At 53.2% G+C, this 15,978-nt stretch carries 14 protein-coding genes; 9 read left to right on the top strand and 5 right to left on the bottom strand.

Annotated elements, in window-relative coordinates:
* Positions 1–19 precede the first annotated feature (19 nt).
* From proC to QYE77_RS13005, 3 genes are all read left to right on the top strand, one after another.
* A complete protein-coding gene (gene proC / locus QYE77_RS13015) occupies positions 20–877 on the top strand; it encodes a pyrroline-5-carboxylate reductase (RefSeq protein WP_315625869.1) in 858 nt (285 codons plus the stop codon).
* 15 nt (positions 878–892) lie between these two features.
* Positions 893–1,756, top strand: a complete 864-nt coding sequence (locus QYE77_RS13010) for a DUF6159 family protein (protein ID WP_315625868.1) — start codon at positions 893–895, stop codon at positions 1,754–1,756.
* 121 nt (positions 1,757–1,877) lie between these two features.
* On the top strand, positions 1,878–2,321 hold the full coding sequence (locus tag QYE77_RS13005; protein ID WP_399390607.1) for a CBS domain-containing protein: 444 nt from the start codon (positions 1,878–1,880) through the stop codon (positions 2,319–2,321).
* Here the strand turns inward: QYE77_RS13005 and QYE77_RS13000 are convergent.
* Positions 2,296–3,105 (bottom strand): cyanophycinase, encoded by an 810-nt coding sequence (locus QYE77_RS13000; protein WP_315625866.1) that lies wholly within the window; start codon positions 3,103–3,105, stop codon positions 2,296–2,298. The genes QYE77_RS13005 and QYE77_RS13000 overlap by 26 nt on opposite strands.
* Before the next feature lie 72 nt (positions 3,106–3,177).
* On the opposite strand from QYE77_RS13000, the gene QYE77_RS12995 reads away from it, so the two are divergent.
* From QYE77_RS12995 to QYE77_RS12980, 4 genes are all read left to right on the top strand, one after another.
* Complete coding sequence (locus tag QYE77_RS12995) at positions 3,178–4,062, top strand: AlkZ-related protein (protein ID WP_315625865.1); 885 nt, start codon at positions 3,178–3,180, stop codon at positions 4,060–4,062.
* Positions 4,059–5,045 carry a hypothetical protein gene (locus QYE77_RS12990; RefSeq protein ID WP_315625864.1) on the top strand — a complete coding sequence of 329 codons (987 nt, stop codon included), beginning with the start codon at positions 4,059–4,061 and terminating at the stop codon, positions 5,043–5,045. The genes QYE77_RS12995 and QYE77_RS12990 overlap by 4 nt, the downstream gene beginning before the upstream one ends.
* Positions 5,046–5,083: 38 nt before the next feature.
* The gene (locus tag QYE77_RS12985) at positions 5,084–8,542 is read left to right on the top strand and encodes an alpha-amylase family glycosyl hydrolase (RefSeq protein WP_315625863.1); all 3,459 of its coding nucleotides are present in this window, start codon (positions 5,084–5,086) and stop codon (positions 8,540–8,542) included.
* Between the two features lie 96 nt (positions 8,543–8,638).
* A complete protein-coding gene (locus tag QYE77_RS12980) occupies positions 8,639–8,995 on the top strand; it encodes a 4a-hydroxytetrahydrobiopterin dehydratase (RefSeq protein WP_315625862.1) in 357 nt (118 codons plus the stop codon).
* On the opposite strand, the gene QYE77_RS12975 is transcribed toward QYE77_RS12980, so the two are convergent.
* From QYE77_RS12975 to QYE77_RS12960, 4 genes are read right to left on the bottom strand one after another with little or no spacing between them, the layout of a single operon-like run.
* Entirely contained in the window at positions 8,996–10,411 is a 1,416-nt protein-coding gene (locus tag QYE77_RS12975; protein ID WP_315625861.1) for a glycoside hydrolase family 13 protein, read from the bottom strand.
* Between the two features lie 5 nt (positions 10,412–10,416).
* Positions 10,417–11,493, bottom strand: a complete 1,077-nt coding sequence (locus QYE77_RS12970) for a ketopantoate reductase family protein (protein ID WP_315625860.1) — start codon at positions 11,491–11,493, stop codon at positions 10,417–10,419.
* 1 nt (position 11,494) lies between these two features.
* Entirely contained in the window at positions 11,495–12,421 is a 927-nt protein-coding gene (gene fmt / locus QYE77_RS12965) for a methionyl-tRNA formyltransferase (RefSeq protein ID WP_315625858.1), read from the bottom strand.
* 34 nt (positions 12,422–12,455) lie between these two features.
* A complete protein-coding gene (locus QYE77_RS12960) occupies positions 12,456–12,653 on the bottom strand; it encodes a hypothetical protein (RefSeq protein WP_315625856.1) in 198 nt (65 codons plus the stop codon).
* A gap of 176 nt (positions 12,654–12,829) precedes the next feature.
* Between QYE77_RS12960 and QYE77_RS12955 the strand changes: the two genes are divergently transcribed.
* The gene (locus QYE77_RS12955; RefSeq protein WP_315625855.1) at positions 12,830–15,040 is read left to right on the top strand and encodes a xanthine dehydrogenase family protein molybdopterin-binding subunit; all 2,211 of its coding nucleotides are present in this window, start codon (positions 12,830–12,832) and stop codon (positions 15,038–15,040) included.
* Positions 15,041–15,058: 18 nt separating this feature from the next.
* Positions 15,059–15,766: a nitroreductase family protein gene (locus QYE77_RS12950; RefSeq protein ID WP_315625854.1), complete on the top strand. Its 708-nt coding sequence runs from the start codon at positions 15,059–15,061 to the stop codon at positions 15,764–15,766.
* The last annotated feature ends 212 nt before the right edge of the window (positions 15,767–15,978 follow it).

Raw genomic sequence — 15,978 nt, 5'->3', positions numbered from 1 at the left:
AAGGAGGTTCGATAGTTTCATGAATGACCAAAGTATTGCACTCATTGGTCCGGGAGTCATGGCTGAAGCCATCATCAACGGCCTGATCCGTCAGAAGGTGGTTGCTCCTAATCAGATCATCGCTGCCGGGCCACGTCCGGAGCGAGGTCGGGAGTTAACCGAGCGTTACGGCATTCGTTTTACCACCGATAACACCGAAGCCGCGCGTAGCGCAGATATTGTCATCCTTTCCGTCAAACCTCAACGTCTCGAAGCCGTGCTGATCGGCCTACGCGATCAAATCCGGCCCGAAGCGCTGGTGCTTTCCATCGTTGCCGGCGCGCCTATCCAAAAGATTGCCCGGACACTCAATCATCCAATCATTGTCCGCGCTATGCCCAACACCCCGGCCCAAATCGGCCAGGGGATCACCGTGTGGACGGCTTCCCCCAGCGTCAGCGGGGCTCAACTGGAGATGGCCAAGCAAATCCTGGGTGCTCTCGGCCAAGAGGTGTTTGTGGAAGAGGAAAATTACCTCGACATGGCAACTGCCCTTTCGGGTACCGGGCCTGCATATGTCTTTCTTTTCATGGAAGCCCTGATTGACGCCGGGGTCCACTTGGGATTTCCGCGCCGCATTGCCGAGCAACTGGTCGTACAAACCCTCCGCGGTTCAGTGGAATACTACGCTCTTCGGCGTGCCCACCCGGCTTCCTTGCGCAACGAAGTTACATCGCCTGGTGGCACATCTGCAGCTGCGCTATACTATTTGGAGAAAGCAGGGTTTCGCACGGCCATCAGCCGCGCTGTTTGGGCAGCCTACGAGCGTTCACAGCAACTTGGGCGCGGCAAGAATAGTCAGCCCCCTGAAAACGGCGAACCCAAGGAACAGACTTAACAAGGGGAGAATGCTATGTTTGAAAAACTACGCAATTCCTGGGAACTGGTCAAAGCCAGTGCACGCGTTTTGGATGCCGACAAGGAACTGCTAATTTTTCCCCTCATCTCGGGCATCCTAACCTTGCTCGTTAGTTTAACCTTTTTTATCCCTTTAGTGATATCCGGCTTTGTAGATAATGCCCTCTTTGGCAATGCTCAGGTTACCGGACTTTTCGTGCTGTTCGTGTTTTATCTGGTACAGTACACTGCCATTTTCTTCATGAATACCGCCCTGGTTGGCGCCGCCCTCATCCGGCTGCGTGGCGGTGATCCCACGTTCAAGGATGGCTTGCAAATTGCGTTTGCGCGGTTCGGCGCTGTTGTGGGCTATGCCCTTATCGCCGCTACGGTTGGCGTCGTGCTTAAACTGGCAAGCCAGCGTAACCGCGGTTTGGGGCGTTGGATTGTCTCACTGCTTGGTCTGGCCTGGAACCTTGCCACCTTTCTCGTGGTACCCGTATTAGCCACCGAAAACGTTGGCCCTATTGAGGCCATTAAGCGCAGTACTGCCTTGCTCAAAAGAACATGGGGCGAGCAAATTGTGGGCAATGTGGGGTTAGGCGTCGTCTTTAGCCTGGCTGGTGTTCTAATCACTTTGGCCGTCATTCCCTTGGCACTAATCGGCTTCCAATTCCCTCAACCAGGTTGGTTCCTGGTGCCATTGATTATCGCATATCTGCTGCTTCTGGTATTGCTCAGCCTGCTTCAATCCACTCTGAGCGGTATCTATACCGCAGCGCTTTATCAATATGCCACCACTCACGAGCCCGGCCCTTTCTTTGATCCCGAGATTGTCCATAATGCCTTCCTACCCACCCAACGAAATGTTTCACTCTGAAATCCTGTCGAGCCAAATCAGAAACACCCACTTGAAGACTAGTGGGTGTTTCTGATATATACTCAAATAAGAGTAAATTGTTCTACCCTTTGCTTAACCAATCGGTGAGGAGGGTATCATGATTAGCACAGTACGGCAAATCTTGCAAAACAAATCCCCTGAGGTGTGGTCGGTCTCCCCTGAAACCACCGTCTTAGACGCGCTTAGACTTATGGCCGAAAAAGATATCGGGGCAGTGCTCGTCATGGACGGCGAAAAATTGGTGGGGATTTTCTCCGAACGTGACTACGCTCGGAAAGTGCCCTTGTTGGGTCATTCGGCCGAAACTACACAAGTCAAAGAACTGATGACCCCGGAGGTGTACTGCGTCGGCCCCCACCAGACGGTTCAGGAATGCATGGCTTTAATGACCGCAAAACGCATCCGCCATCTTCCCGTGGTTGAGAATAATAAGGTAATTGGCATTGTCACCATTGGAGATGTGGTTAAAGCGGTCATTTCCGATCAAGCCTTATTACTTGAAGAAATGGAACACTATATCAGCGGTACCGGTTACGGGCGGTGACCATCGGTAACGTTCCTGCCCTTGAGATGATCACCGGTAGGGATGGAATTGGAAGAGTATCCCACGCCAGCGATTGCCCTGCCTGCAGGTGAATCACCCAGGAAAGAGAACCGCCGGATAGATAAAGGGCAAACGGATTGGCCATCATTAGAGTTATCTGGCCAGAGCCAATGGCGTGGATCCCCTTAGTATTAAAGATTGCTGCAGTCGCCTCATCTATCCCTACGCCTAACCACGTGGGGTAATGTATCAGTATCTGCATTAAGATTTTCTGACGCCCACGCTGACGAAAATGGGGAATAATCACGATACGAGGAAGTAACCCCCACCCAGATTGCCACCGTCTGTTCGAATTTAGCGGATGATCTGAGACAAAAACCAGGTCACCCAAAACCGCCGCGCCTGCTGAAATTCCGGCGATCACCATTCCAGCAACAAGAGCCTGTTGTAGGATGCAATGCAACCGGCTTTCCCGCACCACCCTGAGCAAGCGAGTCACATTGCCACCCAGAATTAAGAGGCCGTCGGTCTGGCAAAAAATGCGCCAAAGCGTTTGATCCTCGGCCTGGGCCCGTTCCCAAATAGGCAGGATCAACGGTGGACGATGCAACCCCAATTCCAACAACCCCCTGGTGTAGGCTTGAACGACTTGAAGGTTATCGCAGGCAGTGGGAAGAATGGCCACCCTAGCACCCCCACCACCCACTAGACTAAGGAAAACAGCCAGGCAATCATCCACCGGGGAAATCCGCCCACCCATAACCATTGCAACGACCGATTGCATTTGCACTAACCTCCTTAATCTCATTATAATGAGAGCGATTTTTGCATCACAAGACAAACCTGAAGCGTGCGCATGCCCTCTCAAACCAACGAGTTTGGTTTTAGCGATAAAGATATTGCAACTTACCGCGCACGAACGTTTCGCTCTCTCCCTGCGCTGCGCCTCCGTTCGCGCGAGGAAGCCATCAATTTCGTCAATCAACGGGGTTTTGTCCTTTTTTGGCCAGCCCAAGGTCTTATCATGCCCAGCCTGTGGGTGGCTACTGCAGGAGATCGCCCGGTCGCCGATGCCCATGATGATCCGGGACACATTTGCTGGGATTGGAAGGATAGCCTTTTGGGTAAACGGGTCTGGTATTATGCCCGCGTTATCCGCGGCAAAAACACGCTAATCGCTCTGGAAGCCCTCCCCTATTTCTATGCCCTTTCCCCCAATTACGGAGATCCCGAACATGATTATCTGGATCAATATCGCGAGGGCTTACTGACTCTCGAAGCCAAACAGGTATACGAGGCCCTCCTGCGTGAGGGCCCCTTGGATACCCTAGCTTTACGCCGCGCGGCTCATCTCAGCAGCCCTGAAAGCACCTCACGCTTTGAGCGCGCATTGACGACCTTGCAGATGCAGTTTCGTGTGCTCCCTATCGGCACCGCTGAGGTGGGTGCGTGGCGTTATGCGTTTGTTTACGACGTCACCCACCGCCACTTTCCCGATTTGATCGCTCAGGCTGGCAGAATCCAGGAAGATGAAGCCAGGGCCTATCTGCTCCGTCGCTACCTGCTCAGTGTTGGTGCCATCCCCAGCTCTCATCCCATGCGCTTGTTTGGGTGGAATGAAATAGACCTGCAACGCGCCATCCATCGGCTTGAACGAGATGGTTATCCCCTAAGGCGAGGGCTGAGGAACACGCAATCGGGGGAGGAATGGTTGGCTTGCCCCGAACTCTTTAACTCATGACTCGTCCTAACCTGATATTCCATGTAGACTGGAGTAGCCAGCCCATCAAACGTTGGCTGGCTTGGGGGAGACGTGTTTCCTCTGGGGGCTATGAAATCTATTCTCCGCTTCCGGTTCAAACAGGCGAGAGGCTTTGGACGTTAGTGCAAACTCATCTTCCCCCGGATGGCTGTGCACTGGTCGGATTTGATTTTCCCATTGGCTTACCCTTGGAATATGCCCAGAAAATAGGATGCAGTCACTTTCTTTCTTTTCTTAACCAACTCGAAAACAGCGCATGGCCCGATTGGTTCCGGGTGGCTGACCAGGCCGCAGAGATCAACCTCAGACGGCCGTTTTACCCCTCCCGCCCTGGCGGCAAACGTTTAGCACACCTTGTTGAAAGGTTGGAGTTATCCTCCCCTCGGTCGCTTTGGCGCGAATGCGATCGCGCTACCCCCTATCGGCGCGCCGCTGCACCTTTATTTTGGACGATGGGAGCACAACAAGTCGGAAAGACCGCCCTCTCAGGGTGGCGTGAATTGTTAATCCCTGCCCGGCACCTTACACAGCCCCAAGTCAGACTCTGGCCTTTCGAGGGTCGGCTGGATGAATTACTCCAACCCTCTACCCTTGTCATAGCAGAAACCTACCCCGCAGAGTATTATGCGGCGCTCGGGTTAGACCTCCATCTCTCTTTACCAGGTCAGAAAAAAGGGAAAAGGTCTTACTATACCCGCTGTGCCAACGCCCCTAACCTCTTGGCGGCAGTTCGGAAATTGGGAATCCATCTTGCACCCGACCTTGAACACGAGATAAATCAGGGTTTTGGCCCCGCCCTTACTGCCGAGGATGCCTTTGATGCTTTAGTCGGGTTGTTGGGGATGATCATGGTATTGGAGAATCGCCTGCCTACCAACCCGCCGTCAAACGTTCCTTATCTAATCGAAGGTTGGATTTTGGGCTTGCGCCGCACAAAGACCGACTATAATGAAATTGGGTAGATTCGATCCCCTCTTATCCCAAGTGGAGGCCTGCTCGGATGGAATTTCATATCTCGCGGCGTGCTCGTGAACAGTATCAATTCGATGAAACGCTGTTCTCTTTCAACGGCAACGTAATCTTGGCCGACTTTCAGGCCGCCCGCCGCTTTGCCCAAAAGATGAATCTCCGCCGTGATCTGGCCCGCCATCCCGAAAAAGTGGTCCGTGCGGGCGAGATTAATGCCATGGGACTCATTGACGAGATTTTACACCTGGTGGCTGCTCTTTATCGCCGCCAGAAAAACCCCCAGGTGCTTGACCAAGCGCTGGCCTGGCTAGAAGCCCGCATTGGCAAAGCCAATCTTGACCGTACCCTATTGGAATTTGTGCGCGAATTTCCACCCTTGCCGGTTTATCGTAATCACATAAGCCCCGAGGATTACCTCAAAGGACAAACCGCCGAATTTTCGCACCGCGCAGCAACCCTGGAAGAGATGCTCCTTTTATGGGTAAATAACCGCAATCCTGCGCTCGATCCTTATCTGGAACTCTTCGATGAAGAATATCTACGTCGTGAAACGGCTTACGCAGCGCTTATTCGCGAACTCTATCAGTTCTTAGAAACCCAACCGACCTTTGGCCCGGATAACCAACACCTGATGGACATGATGCGCGCACCGGCCATTGCGCATCCTAATTCCCTCTTTGAACAATTGGACTATATCCGGCAGCGTTGGGGGTATTTGCTGGGCGAATACCTGACCCGTTTACTCAAAAGCCTGGATTTGCTCAAAGAAGAACAGAAATCCCCCTTCCTGGGGCCAGGCCCGGTGGAAATTCCCACTTATGCGCACCTTGAGGGTGAACCAGAAGCCTTCAGCCCTGATCGTGAATGGATGCCAAGGTTGGTTCTCATTGCCAAAAATACCTATGTCTGGCTGGATCAACTCAGCAAAAAATATGGGCAACCCATTCAGCGCTTAGATCAGATCCCGGATGAAGAATTGGATACGCTGGCGCGTTGGGGGATCAGCGGCTTATGGCTGATCGGGATTTGGGAACGCAGCCGTGCCTCAGCCCGCATTAAGCAGTTGTGCGGCAACCCCGAAGCCATCGCCTCGGCATACTCCCTTGCCGAATACCGCGTGGCCGATGACTTGGGAGGCGAAACCGCCTATCAGAACCTCCGAGATCGCGCCTGGCAACGCGGCATTCGCCTGGCTAGTGACATGGTGCCCAACCACATGGGGATTGACTCACGCTGGGTCATCGAACACCCCGATTGGTTTATCGGCCTGGATTATAGCCCCTTCCCCTCCTACACGTTCAACGGTCCGGATCTTTCGAGCGACCCGCGGGTGGGAATTTTTTTAGAAGATCATTACTATGACCGCACGGATGCCGCCGTGGTCTTCAAGCGAGTGGATTACACCACCGGCGATATCCGCTACATCTACCACGGCAACGACGGCACCAGCATGCCCTGGAACGACACAGCGCAATTGAATTACCTCAAACCCGAGGTGCGCGAAGCCGTGATGCAGACCATCCTGGAAGTGGCGCGTAAATTCCCGATCATACGCTTTGACGCTGCAATGACCTTGACCAAACGCCACTACCAACGCCTGTGGTTCCCGGAGCCGGGCAGTGGCGGCGCCATTCCCTCCCGTGCCGAACATGGACTGACCAAGCAGGAATTTGATCGCTTGATGCCCAATGAATTTTGGCGTGAGGTTGTTGACCGCGTCGCCCAGGAAGCTCCCGATACCCTGCTCCTTGCTGAAGCCTTTTGGCTGATGGAAGGCTACTTTGTGCGCACACTGGGCATGCACCGAGTTTATAACAGCGCCTTTATGAACATGCTCCGCAATGAAGAGAACGCCAACTATCGCACCCTAATCAAAAACACCTTGGAATTTGAACCCGAAATTCTCAAGCGCTATGTGAACTTCATGAACAATCCTGATGAGCGCACCGCCGTAGAACAGTTTGGCAAAGGAGATAAATATTTTGGTGTCTGCACGCTGATGTGCACTCTACCGGGCCTGCCCATGTTCGGCCATGGCCAAATCGAGGGGTTCGCCGAAAAATACGGCATGGAATTCCGTCGCGCTTACTGGGATGAAATGCCAGATCTGGACCTCATTGCCCGCCACGAACGACAAATCTTCCCCTTGCTTCACCGCCGTGCCCTGTTTGCCGGCGTGGAAAACTTTTTGCTCTATGATTTCTACACCCCAGAAGGTTTTGTTAACGAAGATGTCTTTGCCTTTTCTAACCGCCTCGGCGACGAGAGCGCACTAGTCATCTATCATAATCGTTTTGCCGAAACCCGCGGCTGGATTAAGACCTCGGTGGGTTTCCTGGTGAAAAAAGGGGCGAAGCGGCATCTGGTACAACGCTCACTAGGTGAGGGTTTGGGTTTAAGCCGTAACCCGAATACGTTTGTGATTTATCGCGACCTTGTGGATGGCCTGGAATACCTCCAACCCACGTCCGAAATTCATGATAAAGGGTTGTATTTCGAACTCAATGCTTATCAAACCCACGTTTTTCTCGACTTCCGCGAAGTGACCGATGACGCCAACGGCACCTACCGCCGCCTTTGGGAACGGCTTCAAGGACGGGGCACGCCGAGCCTGTGGCGTGAACTACAGCAAATTCGCTGGGAACCCATCTGGCAACCACTGCGTGAAATTTACCATCCGGGGTATCTCCGCTATCTGCTTCAGCAGCGCATAACCCAACCGCAGCAATGCCTACCAGTGCATTTGCTTGATGAAGCCCAACACAAGTTAGAAGCCCTACTAAGGGGAATAGAAACCCTAACTGGCTACCGCGGTGATTGGGCGGACATTCTATCGAATTTGAAGGCACGGTTAAACTTGATCATGCATTGGCCTGTCTTGGAGGTTAAACTCAGTCTCCCCACAACGCGTCGGCTCAATCAAGCCTTGCAAAATCTTCAGGATCAGATTCTTGGTGCACCCGAACGCTGGCTGGCCCTGCTTTGTGCCGCGTTCAGTCTTGAAATCGGACGAGTCAAAGACTCAATGCATGTTAAGGAGCAAACGCTGGAATGGCTTGAAACCTGGCAGGTTCCCCACCTGCTCTCCGAAACGGCTAAAGATCTTGGCCTCACGCCAGAACAGGCTCAGACCTTCATCACGGGCTTTCGCATTTTAATCGCACACCAGGATTGGTACGATGAAGACGCCCTTTCTCGCTCCCTCAGCGAGGTCATGGCAAACTGGCTTGCCGATCCAGAAATTCAATCCTTGATCGGATTGCATTCGCATGAGGGAGTGCTGTGGTTCCACAAAGAAGGCTTTGAAACCTTGGTGGCGCTTATGCAAGCCATTGGTCTCTTAGCCTTCGCCAGTTTGCCCACTTGGAAATGTTCCCCCTTTTACGAACGCGTGCTAGCCTTACATCATTTGGGACAGTCTCTTCACAATGCCGCTACCAAAGCCGGTTATCAACTCGAGGCGATGATGAAATATCTCCAAAGTGTATAGACTTTTGCCCTTCGGTGGAGCGTATCTTTTGCAATTCGGACTTATACTCTCTATAATGAAGGTGTGCGAGAGACTGTGTCCCAAAAGGAGGTCAGGATGAGTCCGCTGGTAGAAGAAAAATGCGTACCATGTCATGGAGGGGTTCCACCGTTGAATGACGACGAAATTGCTCAGTTGCTCCCGGAAGTGCCGGGGTGGGAGGTAATTGAAGTCGAAAACCAAAAGCGCCTGCAACGAACCTTTAAATTCAAGGATTTTGCGAATGCCCTGGATTTCACAAACCGCATCGGACAAATTGCCGAGGCCGAGGGACATCATCCCTTGATGATTACTGAGTGGGGTAAGGTTACCGTAGCTTGGTGGACGCATGCCATCGGCGGCTTGCATCGCAACGACTTCATCATGGCAGCCAAGACCAACCAAATCTTTGCTCAAATGACAGCCAACGGTTAGTCAGTTGTTTTCGGTAGTCGTAAAAGCCGCTTCGAAAACGCCATATGGCGGTAGATGCACCCAGAGATGCCCATCTTCAACTCGCCAGGTGAAGTTTTCTCCCAACAAGGGGTGAAGAGCCATCGCGCTTACTTGCCCCAACGAGTGAAGACTCACGCCCACGGTACGATCAGAAGCGCCCGCATTCAGCACCATCAACACCGATCCATGAGAGTGCTGCCGTACAAATGCACCGCAGCGACTCGAATCCTCAACACTGACCAGGCGAAATTCACCCTGCCGAAGCGCAATATGGGTTTTGCGCAACTGAATTAACCGCTTAACCCACGCTCTCAGATCCTGATCCCAAAATGCCTCATCCCAGGGGAAGGCACGCCGGCAATCTGGATCTTTATCGCCTAGCAAGCCAATCTCATCGCCATAATAGATCGCTGGCACCCCTGGTAGGGCAAACTGAAGGGCAAAAGCCAATTTGACAGCCTCGCGGTGTCCCCCCAACACGGTCATCACCCGCGGGGTATCATGAGAGCCCAAAGGCACATACATGGCCAAGCGGTTCTCAGGGGCATAAGCATTAAGAATGCGCTCAACCTCTTGAGCAAATTGGCTGGCTGTATGCTCGCGGTTGAGAAAGCGCAAAATCGCTTCACGCAGGGGGTAATTCATTAAGCCGTCAAAGTGCCCTTCGCTAACCCAACGCGGGTTGACCTCCCAAATCTCCCCCACCAAATAGGCCTCAGGGTTGATCCCCTTTACGGTCTCGCGAAATTCGGCCCAGAATGTGTCATCGTCAATCTCATTCGGGACATCCAAACGCCAGCCATCAATGCCCTTCTCTGTCCAAAAGCGCGCCACACTCATGAGGTAATTCCGCACCCGCGGGTTGCTCGTATTGAATTTAGGTAGGCTCTTAATGCCCCACCAAGCTTCGTAACGCGCGGGTCCGCGCGAATAGGCATTGAGGGGGAATTTATGAATGTGAAACCAGTCGCGGTAAGCCGAATGCTGCTGATTCTCCAGAACATCCACAAAGGCGAAAAAACCCCGCCCGCAATGATTAAAAACGCCGTCCAAGATAATCCGTATCCCCTGGCGGTGGGCATAATCCAAAAGCTGCTCAAAATCCTGCATGCTTCCCAAGCGCTCATCAATGCGAAAATAATCTGTGGTGTTATAGCGATGAGTGGAAGGAGAGAGGAAAATCGGATTAAGATAAATGGCCGTGATTCCCAAATCGAGAAGATAATCCAGGCGTTGCAGAATGCCCTTTAGATCTCCCCCTTGAAAGTGGTACAGATCAGGGGGCGAACCCCAGGGTCGCACGTTCGGCGGATCGTTGTCCGGATCTCCGTTGGCGAAGCGATCGGGAAAAATTTGATAAAAAATAGCATCCGTAACCCACGCTGGTACATTCATAAAGATCATCCCATAGTCTGACGAACTTGCTCGAGCAATACCTCAGGACGCCTTTGAAACCGGGTTTTCGGCAAATCACCGCGGCTAAGGGCTAACAGGGTTTCGTTGAGCACCCGGTTGATGGGTGTGGGCACTCCCAAGCGCTGACCGAAACGCACGACAGCGCCGTTGAGATAATCCACCTCGGTTTTACCCCGCCCGCCATGCAAGTCAATGTGCAGGGAGGGCATTTTTTGTCCCCGTCCGCGGCTGAGGAAAGGGCTTAGTATAGGGCGACTGATATCCGGTGGCAAAGTGCTCATAAACGTTACTAATAAACGCAGTGGGGCTCCCGGCAAATTTACCACGTTCAACCCCAATCGGCGCATGACGGCCAGGGCTTCGCGAATCTGGCCTACCTCTAATGCATACAACTCGGGATGGGCAAAGATTTCTGCCGGGCTCATGTCGAGAATCGCCGCTGAAGCATTTGCCAGTAAATTGGTTAAAAGTTTGGACCATTTCATCGCCGTAGCGTCCGGATATTCACGCGCACGCAACCCGGCAGCATTCAAGATCGCCAGCAAAGGGGGCAGCAATTTATGCCCTCGTGCCACTCCCATCCCCCGCAAACGTTCCACGACCGCCACCCCCACCTCAGGGCGGCTGACTGCACTGGTTAGCGTCGCCGTTATGACATTGGCTTCACCCACGACTTGTGCCAGGTGCGCCTCACTCTCAACACCGTTTTGCAAACACACCAAAGGCGGTAGCGCCGCACGGTAAGGAAGCAACGCCTTAACCAAATCTTCAATATCATACGCCTTAATTGTGACCAAGCCCATGTCGTAAGGCCCCAACCTTAGGGCTTCGTCCAAAGAAGTTGCCAGTAGCGGCTCGGAGAGGGCATAGGTGGTTCCTTCTAAAACAAGGCGCAGACCCCGCGCCCGCAAGATTTCAGCCGTCGCCGGGCGCACCAGGAACACGACACGCTGGCCGACCCGCATCAGGCTTCCACCTATATACGTTCCGAGCGCACCTGCCCCAATGCACAGAAACGACCAGCGTGGGATCGAAGGAGATGCTAAGGTGACCGATCGCAAATCAGGCCTCTCCGCGCTCCCAATCTCGCGCACCCCGCAGAAAGTCGCTACCCGACATGGGGCGTTTTCCGGCGGGCTGGACCTCATCGAGAACCAGGATTCCCGATATCGTACCAACAGCCGGAAAATCGTTTAGCACACCGCGCTGGCCGGGCTGAAGCGATTCTGTAGCCTCGACGTGCGCTCGCAACACTTTCAGGGGTAAGCCCCGAAACTCCATAAACGCTCCCGGCCAAGGGGTAAATGCGCGCACCTTGCGCACCAATGCCTCCGCAGGTAAATGCCAATCCAGACGTCCGTCTTCTTTCTTAAGCAGGGGTGCGTAGGTAGCCAGATTCTCATCCTGAGGTTGGGGGGTAATATGCCCGGCAAGATACTCGGGTAGGGTTTCGATCAACAACTGCGCACCCAGTTCCGCCAAACGCTGGCTTAATGTAGCGGCGTTGTCATCTTCGCGAATCGGCTCACGCCGCTGGCTCAAGATGGGTCCGGTATCCACCCCAGCATCCATTTTCATAATGGTCACCCCAGTCTCTTTATCGCCGTGGAGTAGAGCCGCCTGAATCGGCGCCGCACCGCGCCAACGGGGCAATAGCGAGGCATGCACGTTAAGACAACCAAAAGTCGGTAGGTCGAGCACATTCTGGCGTAAGATTTGTCCAAATGCCGCTACAACGATGAGATCCGGCTGCCAGGCTTGCAGTTGGGCCATGGCCTCGGGCTGGCGCAGTTTCTCCGGCTGAATGACTGGCAGCCCCAGCGATTGGGCTAACACCTTAACCAGGGGTGGGGTTAATTTTTGCCCTCGACCCGCTGGGCGATCCGGCTGGGTCACCACACCCACAACGGTATAATGCGCGGCCAGTTCCCGCAAAGTTGGCAACGCAAATTCAGGTGAGCCCATGAAAACGATGCGCAGGGCTGACATATTGGCACACCAATAACAGGGTAACGGGCCTAGTTTAGCCCTTTTCTTCGCTTTCGATAACCGCTCGCATCAGTTGTAAAAACTCATCCCATTCTTCCTGAAAGAAATGGACGGTGAAATTTCCCAGTTCCAAATGATAGGTCATCTCGCCATCGGGTTCTTCTGCCCGCCAGGCCATGTAATTTTCGGTCTCAGCGATTGTCTCAGTTTTCGGTTCATTCCGTCCGTTCATGATGCACGCTCCTATCAACAAGGTTTGTTTTATTATCCCATATTCAGGCTCAACTCACCAGGGAAATGGTCTGGCTTAATGTCTGACTTAAGACAAACGTAACTTGCTCCTCGAGAACAATTTACCATAAAATTGGAACAGGGTGTGTGATTGGATTCTCGCCACAGGAGGCTGCCATGGAGAACACAAAATATAACGTCATCGGAAAACCTGTCCCTCGCATTGATGCTGTTAGCAAAGTAACCGGGCAAGCCAAATATCCTGGTGATCTTTCAATGCCAGGAATGCTGCATATGAAGATACGCTTTGCCGAAAGACCCCATGCCCGCATTCTCAACATTGACACCTCAAAAGCGGAAGCCTACCCAGGCGTTGTCGCAGTTTTTACCGCTAAGGATGTACCGGTGAACGAGTACGGCCTTCAACAACCCGATCAGCCAGTGCTCTGCGGTCCGGGTTCGGATAAACCTGGTGCTGATGTCGTTCGCTTTGTAGGTGATCAGGTCGCCCTGGTAGTTGCTGAAACCGAAGAAGCCGCCGCTGCTGCCTGCAACCTGATTGAAATCACGTATGAAGATTTACCGGTGGTCACCGATCCTCGGGAAGCCATGAAGCCCGGTGCGCCGCTTATCCACCCCGAGCGTGGTGATACCAACGTCTGTGTTCATTACAAGATTCGCAAAGGAGACATCAACGAGGGATTTGCCCAAGCCGATGTCATTGTTGAAAGCGAGTACCAATTACCTTTCCAGGAACACGCCTACCTGCAACCCGAGGCGGGCTTGGCCTATGTAGACGAAGAAGGGAGAATTACAGTTCAGGTGGCCGGGCAATGGACGCACACCGATCAAAAGCAGATTGCCCACGCATTGAATTTGCCGTTGGAAAAGGTGCGGGTGATTTACCCTGCCATTGGGGGTGCCTTTGGTGGGCGCGAGGATATGTCGGTGCAAATTGTCCTCGCCCTGGCGGCCTGGAAACTCAACCGTCCGGTGAAGATCATTTGGTCACGGCGCGAATCCATCATCGGGCACGGGAAGCGCCATCCCATGTACGTTCGTGCGCGATGGGGCGCCACCCGCGAGGGTAAACTTGTGGCTGCCGAAACCGAGGTCATTGCCGATGCTGGTGCTTATCTTTACACCACCAATAAGGTACTGGGCAATGCTACGGTTGTCCATACGGGACCGTACTATATTCCCCATGTAAAAGCCGATGTGTATGGAGTTTATACGAATAATCTACCCACTTGTGCCTTCCGTGGATTTGGCGCACCCCAGGGCAATTTTATTGCCGAAATGCAGATGAACAAATTGGCCGAAGTGCTGGGCATGGATCCCGTGGAATTTCGTCTCAAAAACGCCTTGCGTGAAGGTCAAACTTTGGCCGTAGGCACCACCCCACCGGGGCCAATCAGCGTGCTGGAGGTGATCCAAGCCGCAGCCGAACGATTTGGCTGGGAGCAACGCAAACGTGAATTGGCTCAACAAGACCCCAAGGCAACATTGAAACGCGGGATCGGGTTTGCCTGTGGCTTCAAGAACGTGGGGTTCAGTTTCGGCTATCAGGAAAACTGTTGGGCTCGCATTGAATTACACGGTGCCGAAAAAATCGAACGGGTGGTGCTCCACCATGCCGGTGCCGAGGTTGGACAGGGCACACATACCGTCATGGTGCAGATGGCGGCTGAAGCGATTGGTGTGCCGGTGGAAAAGGTCACTTTAATCACCCACGACACGCTCAACATGGGAAACGCAGGTAGTGTCTCCGCCTCACGCATGACCTTCATGGCTGGAAACGCCATCCGTGGCGCGGCGGAGATCGCTTTGCGTAAATGGCACGATGAGGAACGTCCTGCCATCGGGGAATACACCTATCTTGCTCCTAAAACGACCCCCTTTACCCCAGAAACCGGTTATTCCATGCCAAACTTTGCCTACGCTTATGTGGCCCAAGCCGTAGAACTGGAAGTAGATACCGAAACCGGCCAGGTACGCATTCTCCGCGTGGTTTCCGCTGATGACGTAGGACAGGCGATCAACCCTCAGTTGGTTGAAGGCCAAATCGAGGGCGCTGTGGTGCAAGCTCAGGGTTACGCCTTGCTGGAAAACTTTATTATGAAAGATGGCTATGTTCTGACCGATCAGTTAAGCACCTACCTCATTCCAACTGTCTTGGATGTGCCCGAAAAAGTTGAGCCCGTTATCGTGGAGGTACCCGATCCCCGGGGCCCATGGGGAGCGCGCGGATTAGGTGAATTGCCTTATCTCCCTCTTACCCCCGCAATTCTGGCTGCAATTCACAACGCTACCGGGATCTGGGTAAATGCCTTCCCGGTTACTCCAGAACGCCTGTGGAAGGCGTTACACACCACTCAACCCGCCTGAGGGAAGAAAGGAGGGACGATGGCCGAGACTTGGCGTATCCTCATCCAGGAAGGCGAAGGCACAGAACCCCGTGAATTTACATCAGGGGTAAGGCAGTTAGACCTTACCCCGTCCGAGTTAACCTTATGGCTATCAGACCAGGAAACCCGCTCCTTTGCCATTTCCAATGCCACCATAGACCTTGAAAACCACAGGATAGAATTACGCGCCCGGTCTCTGCCCCTCATCCTCGAATATATATATCGCCGCCGCAGCATTCGCAAATATACAAATGAACCGGTCAATGACGAGACAATAGACCTCTTGCTCAAGGCTGCCATGGCTGCCCCGTCGGCTAATGACGTACGCCCGTGGGCTTTCATCGTGGTGCGCGAGCCGGAACGGCGCCGAGCGCTGGCTAAAATCAAGCAGTGGGCGTTTATGTGCGCCGATGCACCGGTGGTCTTCGCTGTTCTGGGTAATCCCAACTTTTCGGATCATTGGATTGAGGATTGTAGCGCTGCTGCTGAGAATTTGCTCCTGGCAGCGGCTGGGCTGGGATTGGGTGGCGTTTGGGTTGCTATCTACCCTCGCACAGAATATGAGAAAAAAGTGCGCACCCTGCTAAACATTCCCCCAAACTGGCACGTGCTGTGCTTACTAGCGGTTGGGCACCCTGCTGAACACAAACCACCTCGCACTCGCTATGAGGCCAACAAGGTTTATTATGAAACTTTTGGTGCCTAGGTCATACTCTAACCAATACCTGTTATTGATTAAAAAACGAAATCCGATGGCCAACCATCACTCGCCTTTATTGCGGTGATTCCATCCGCAATGGCCTCACAACCCACCGCGCGGATTGAACTCAGGTATTGGTAAGAAGGAGCAAATTCTTGAATTTAACTCCGATTCATGTTATTCTGAAAGCGGTCATCACCTTTAGGCACATGTTTTGC

This window comes from Thermanaerothrix solaris (genome assembly GCF_032334255.1).
In the GTDB taxonomy this organism is placed as follows: Bacteria; Chloroflexota; Anaerolineae; order Anaerolineales; family Anaerolineaceae; genus Thermanaerothrix; species Thermanaerothrix solaris.
Note: the sequence above shows the minus strand (reverse complement) of the source record. Positions and strands in the feature narration are given on the sequence as shown.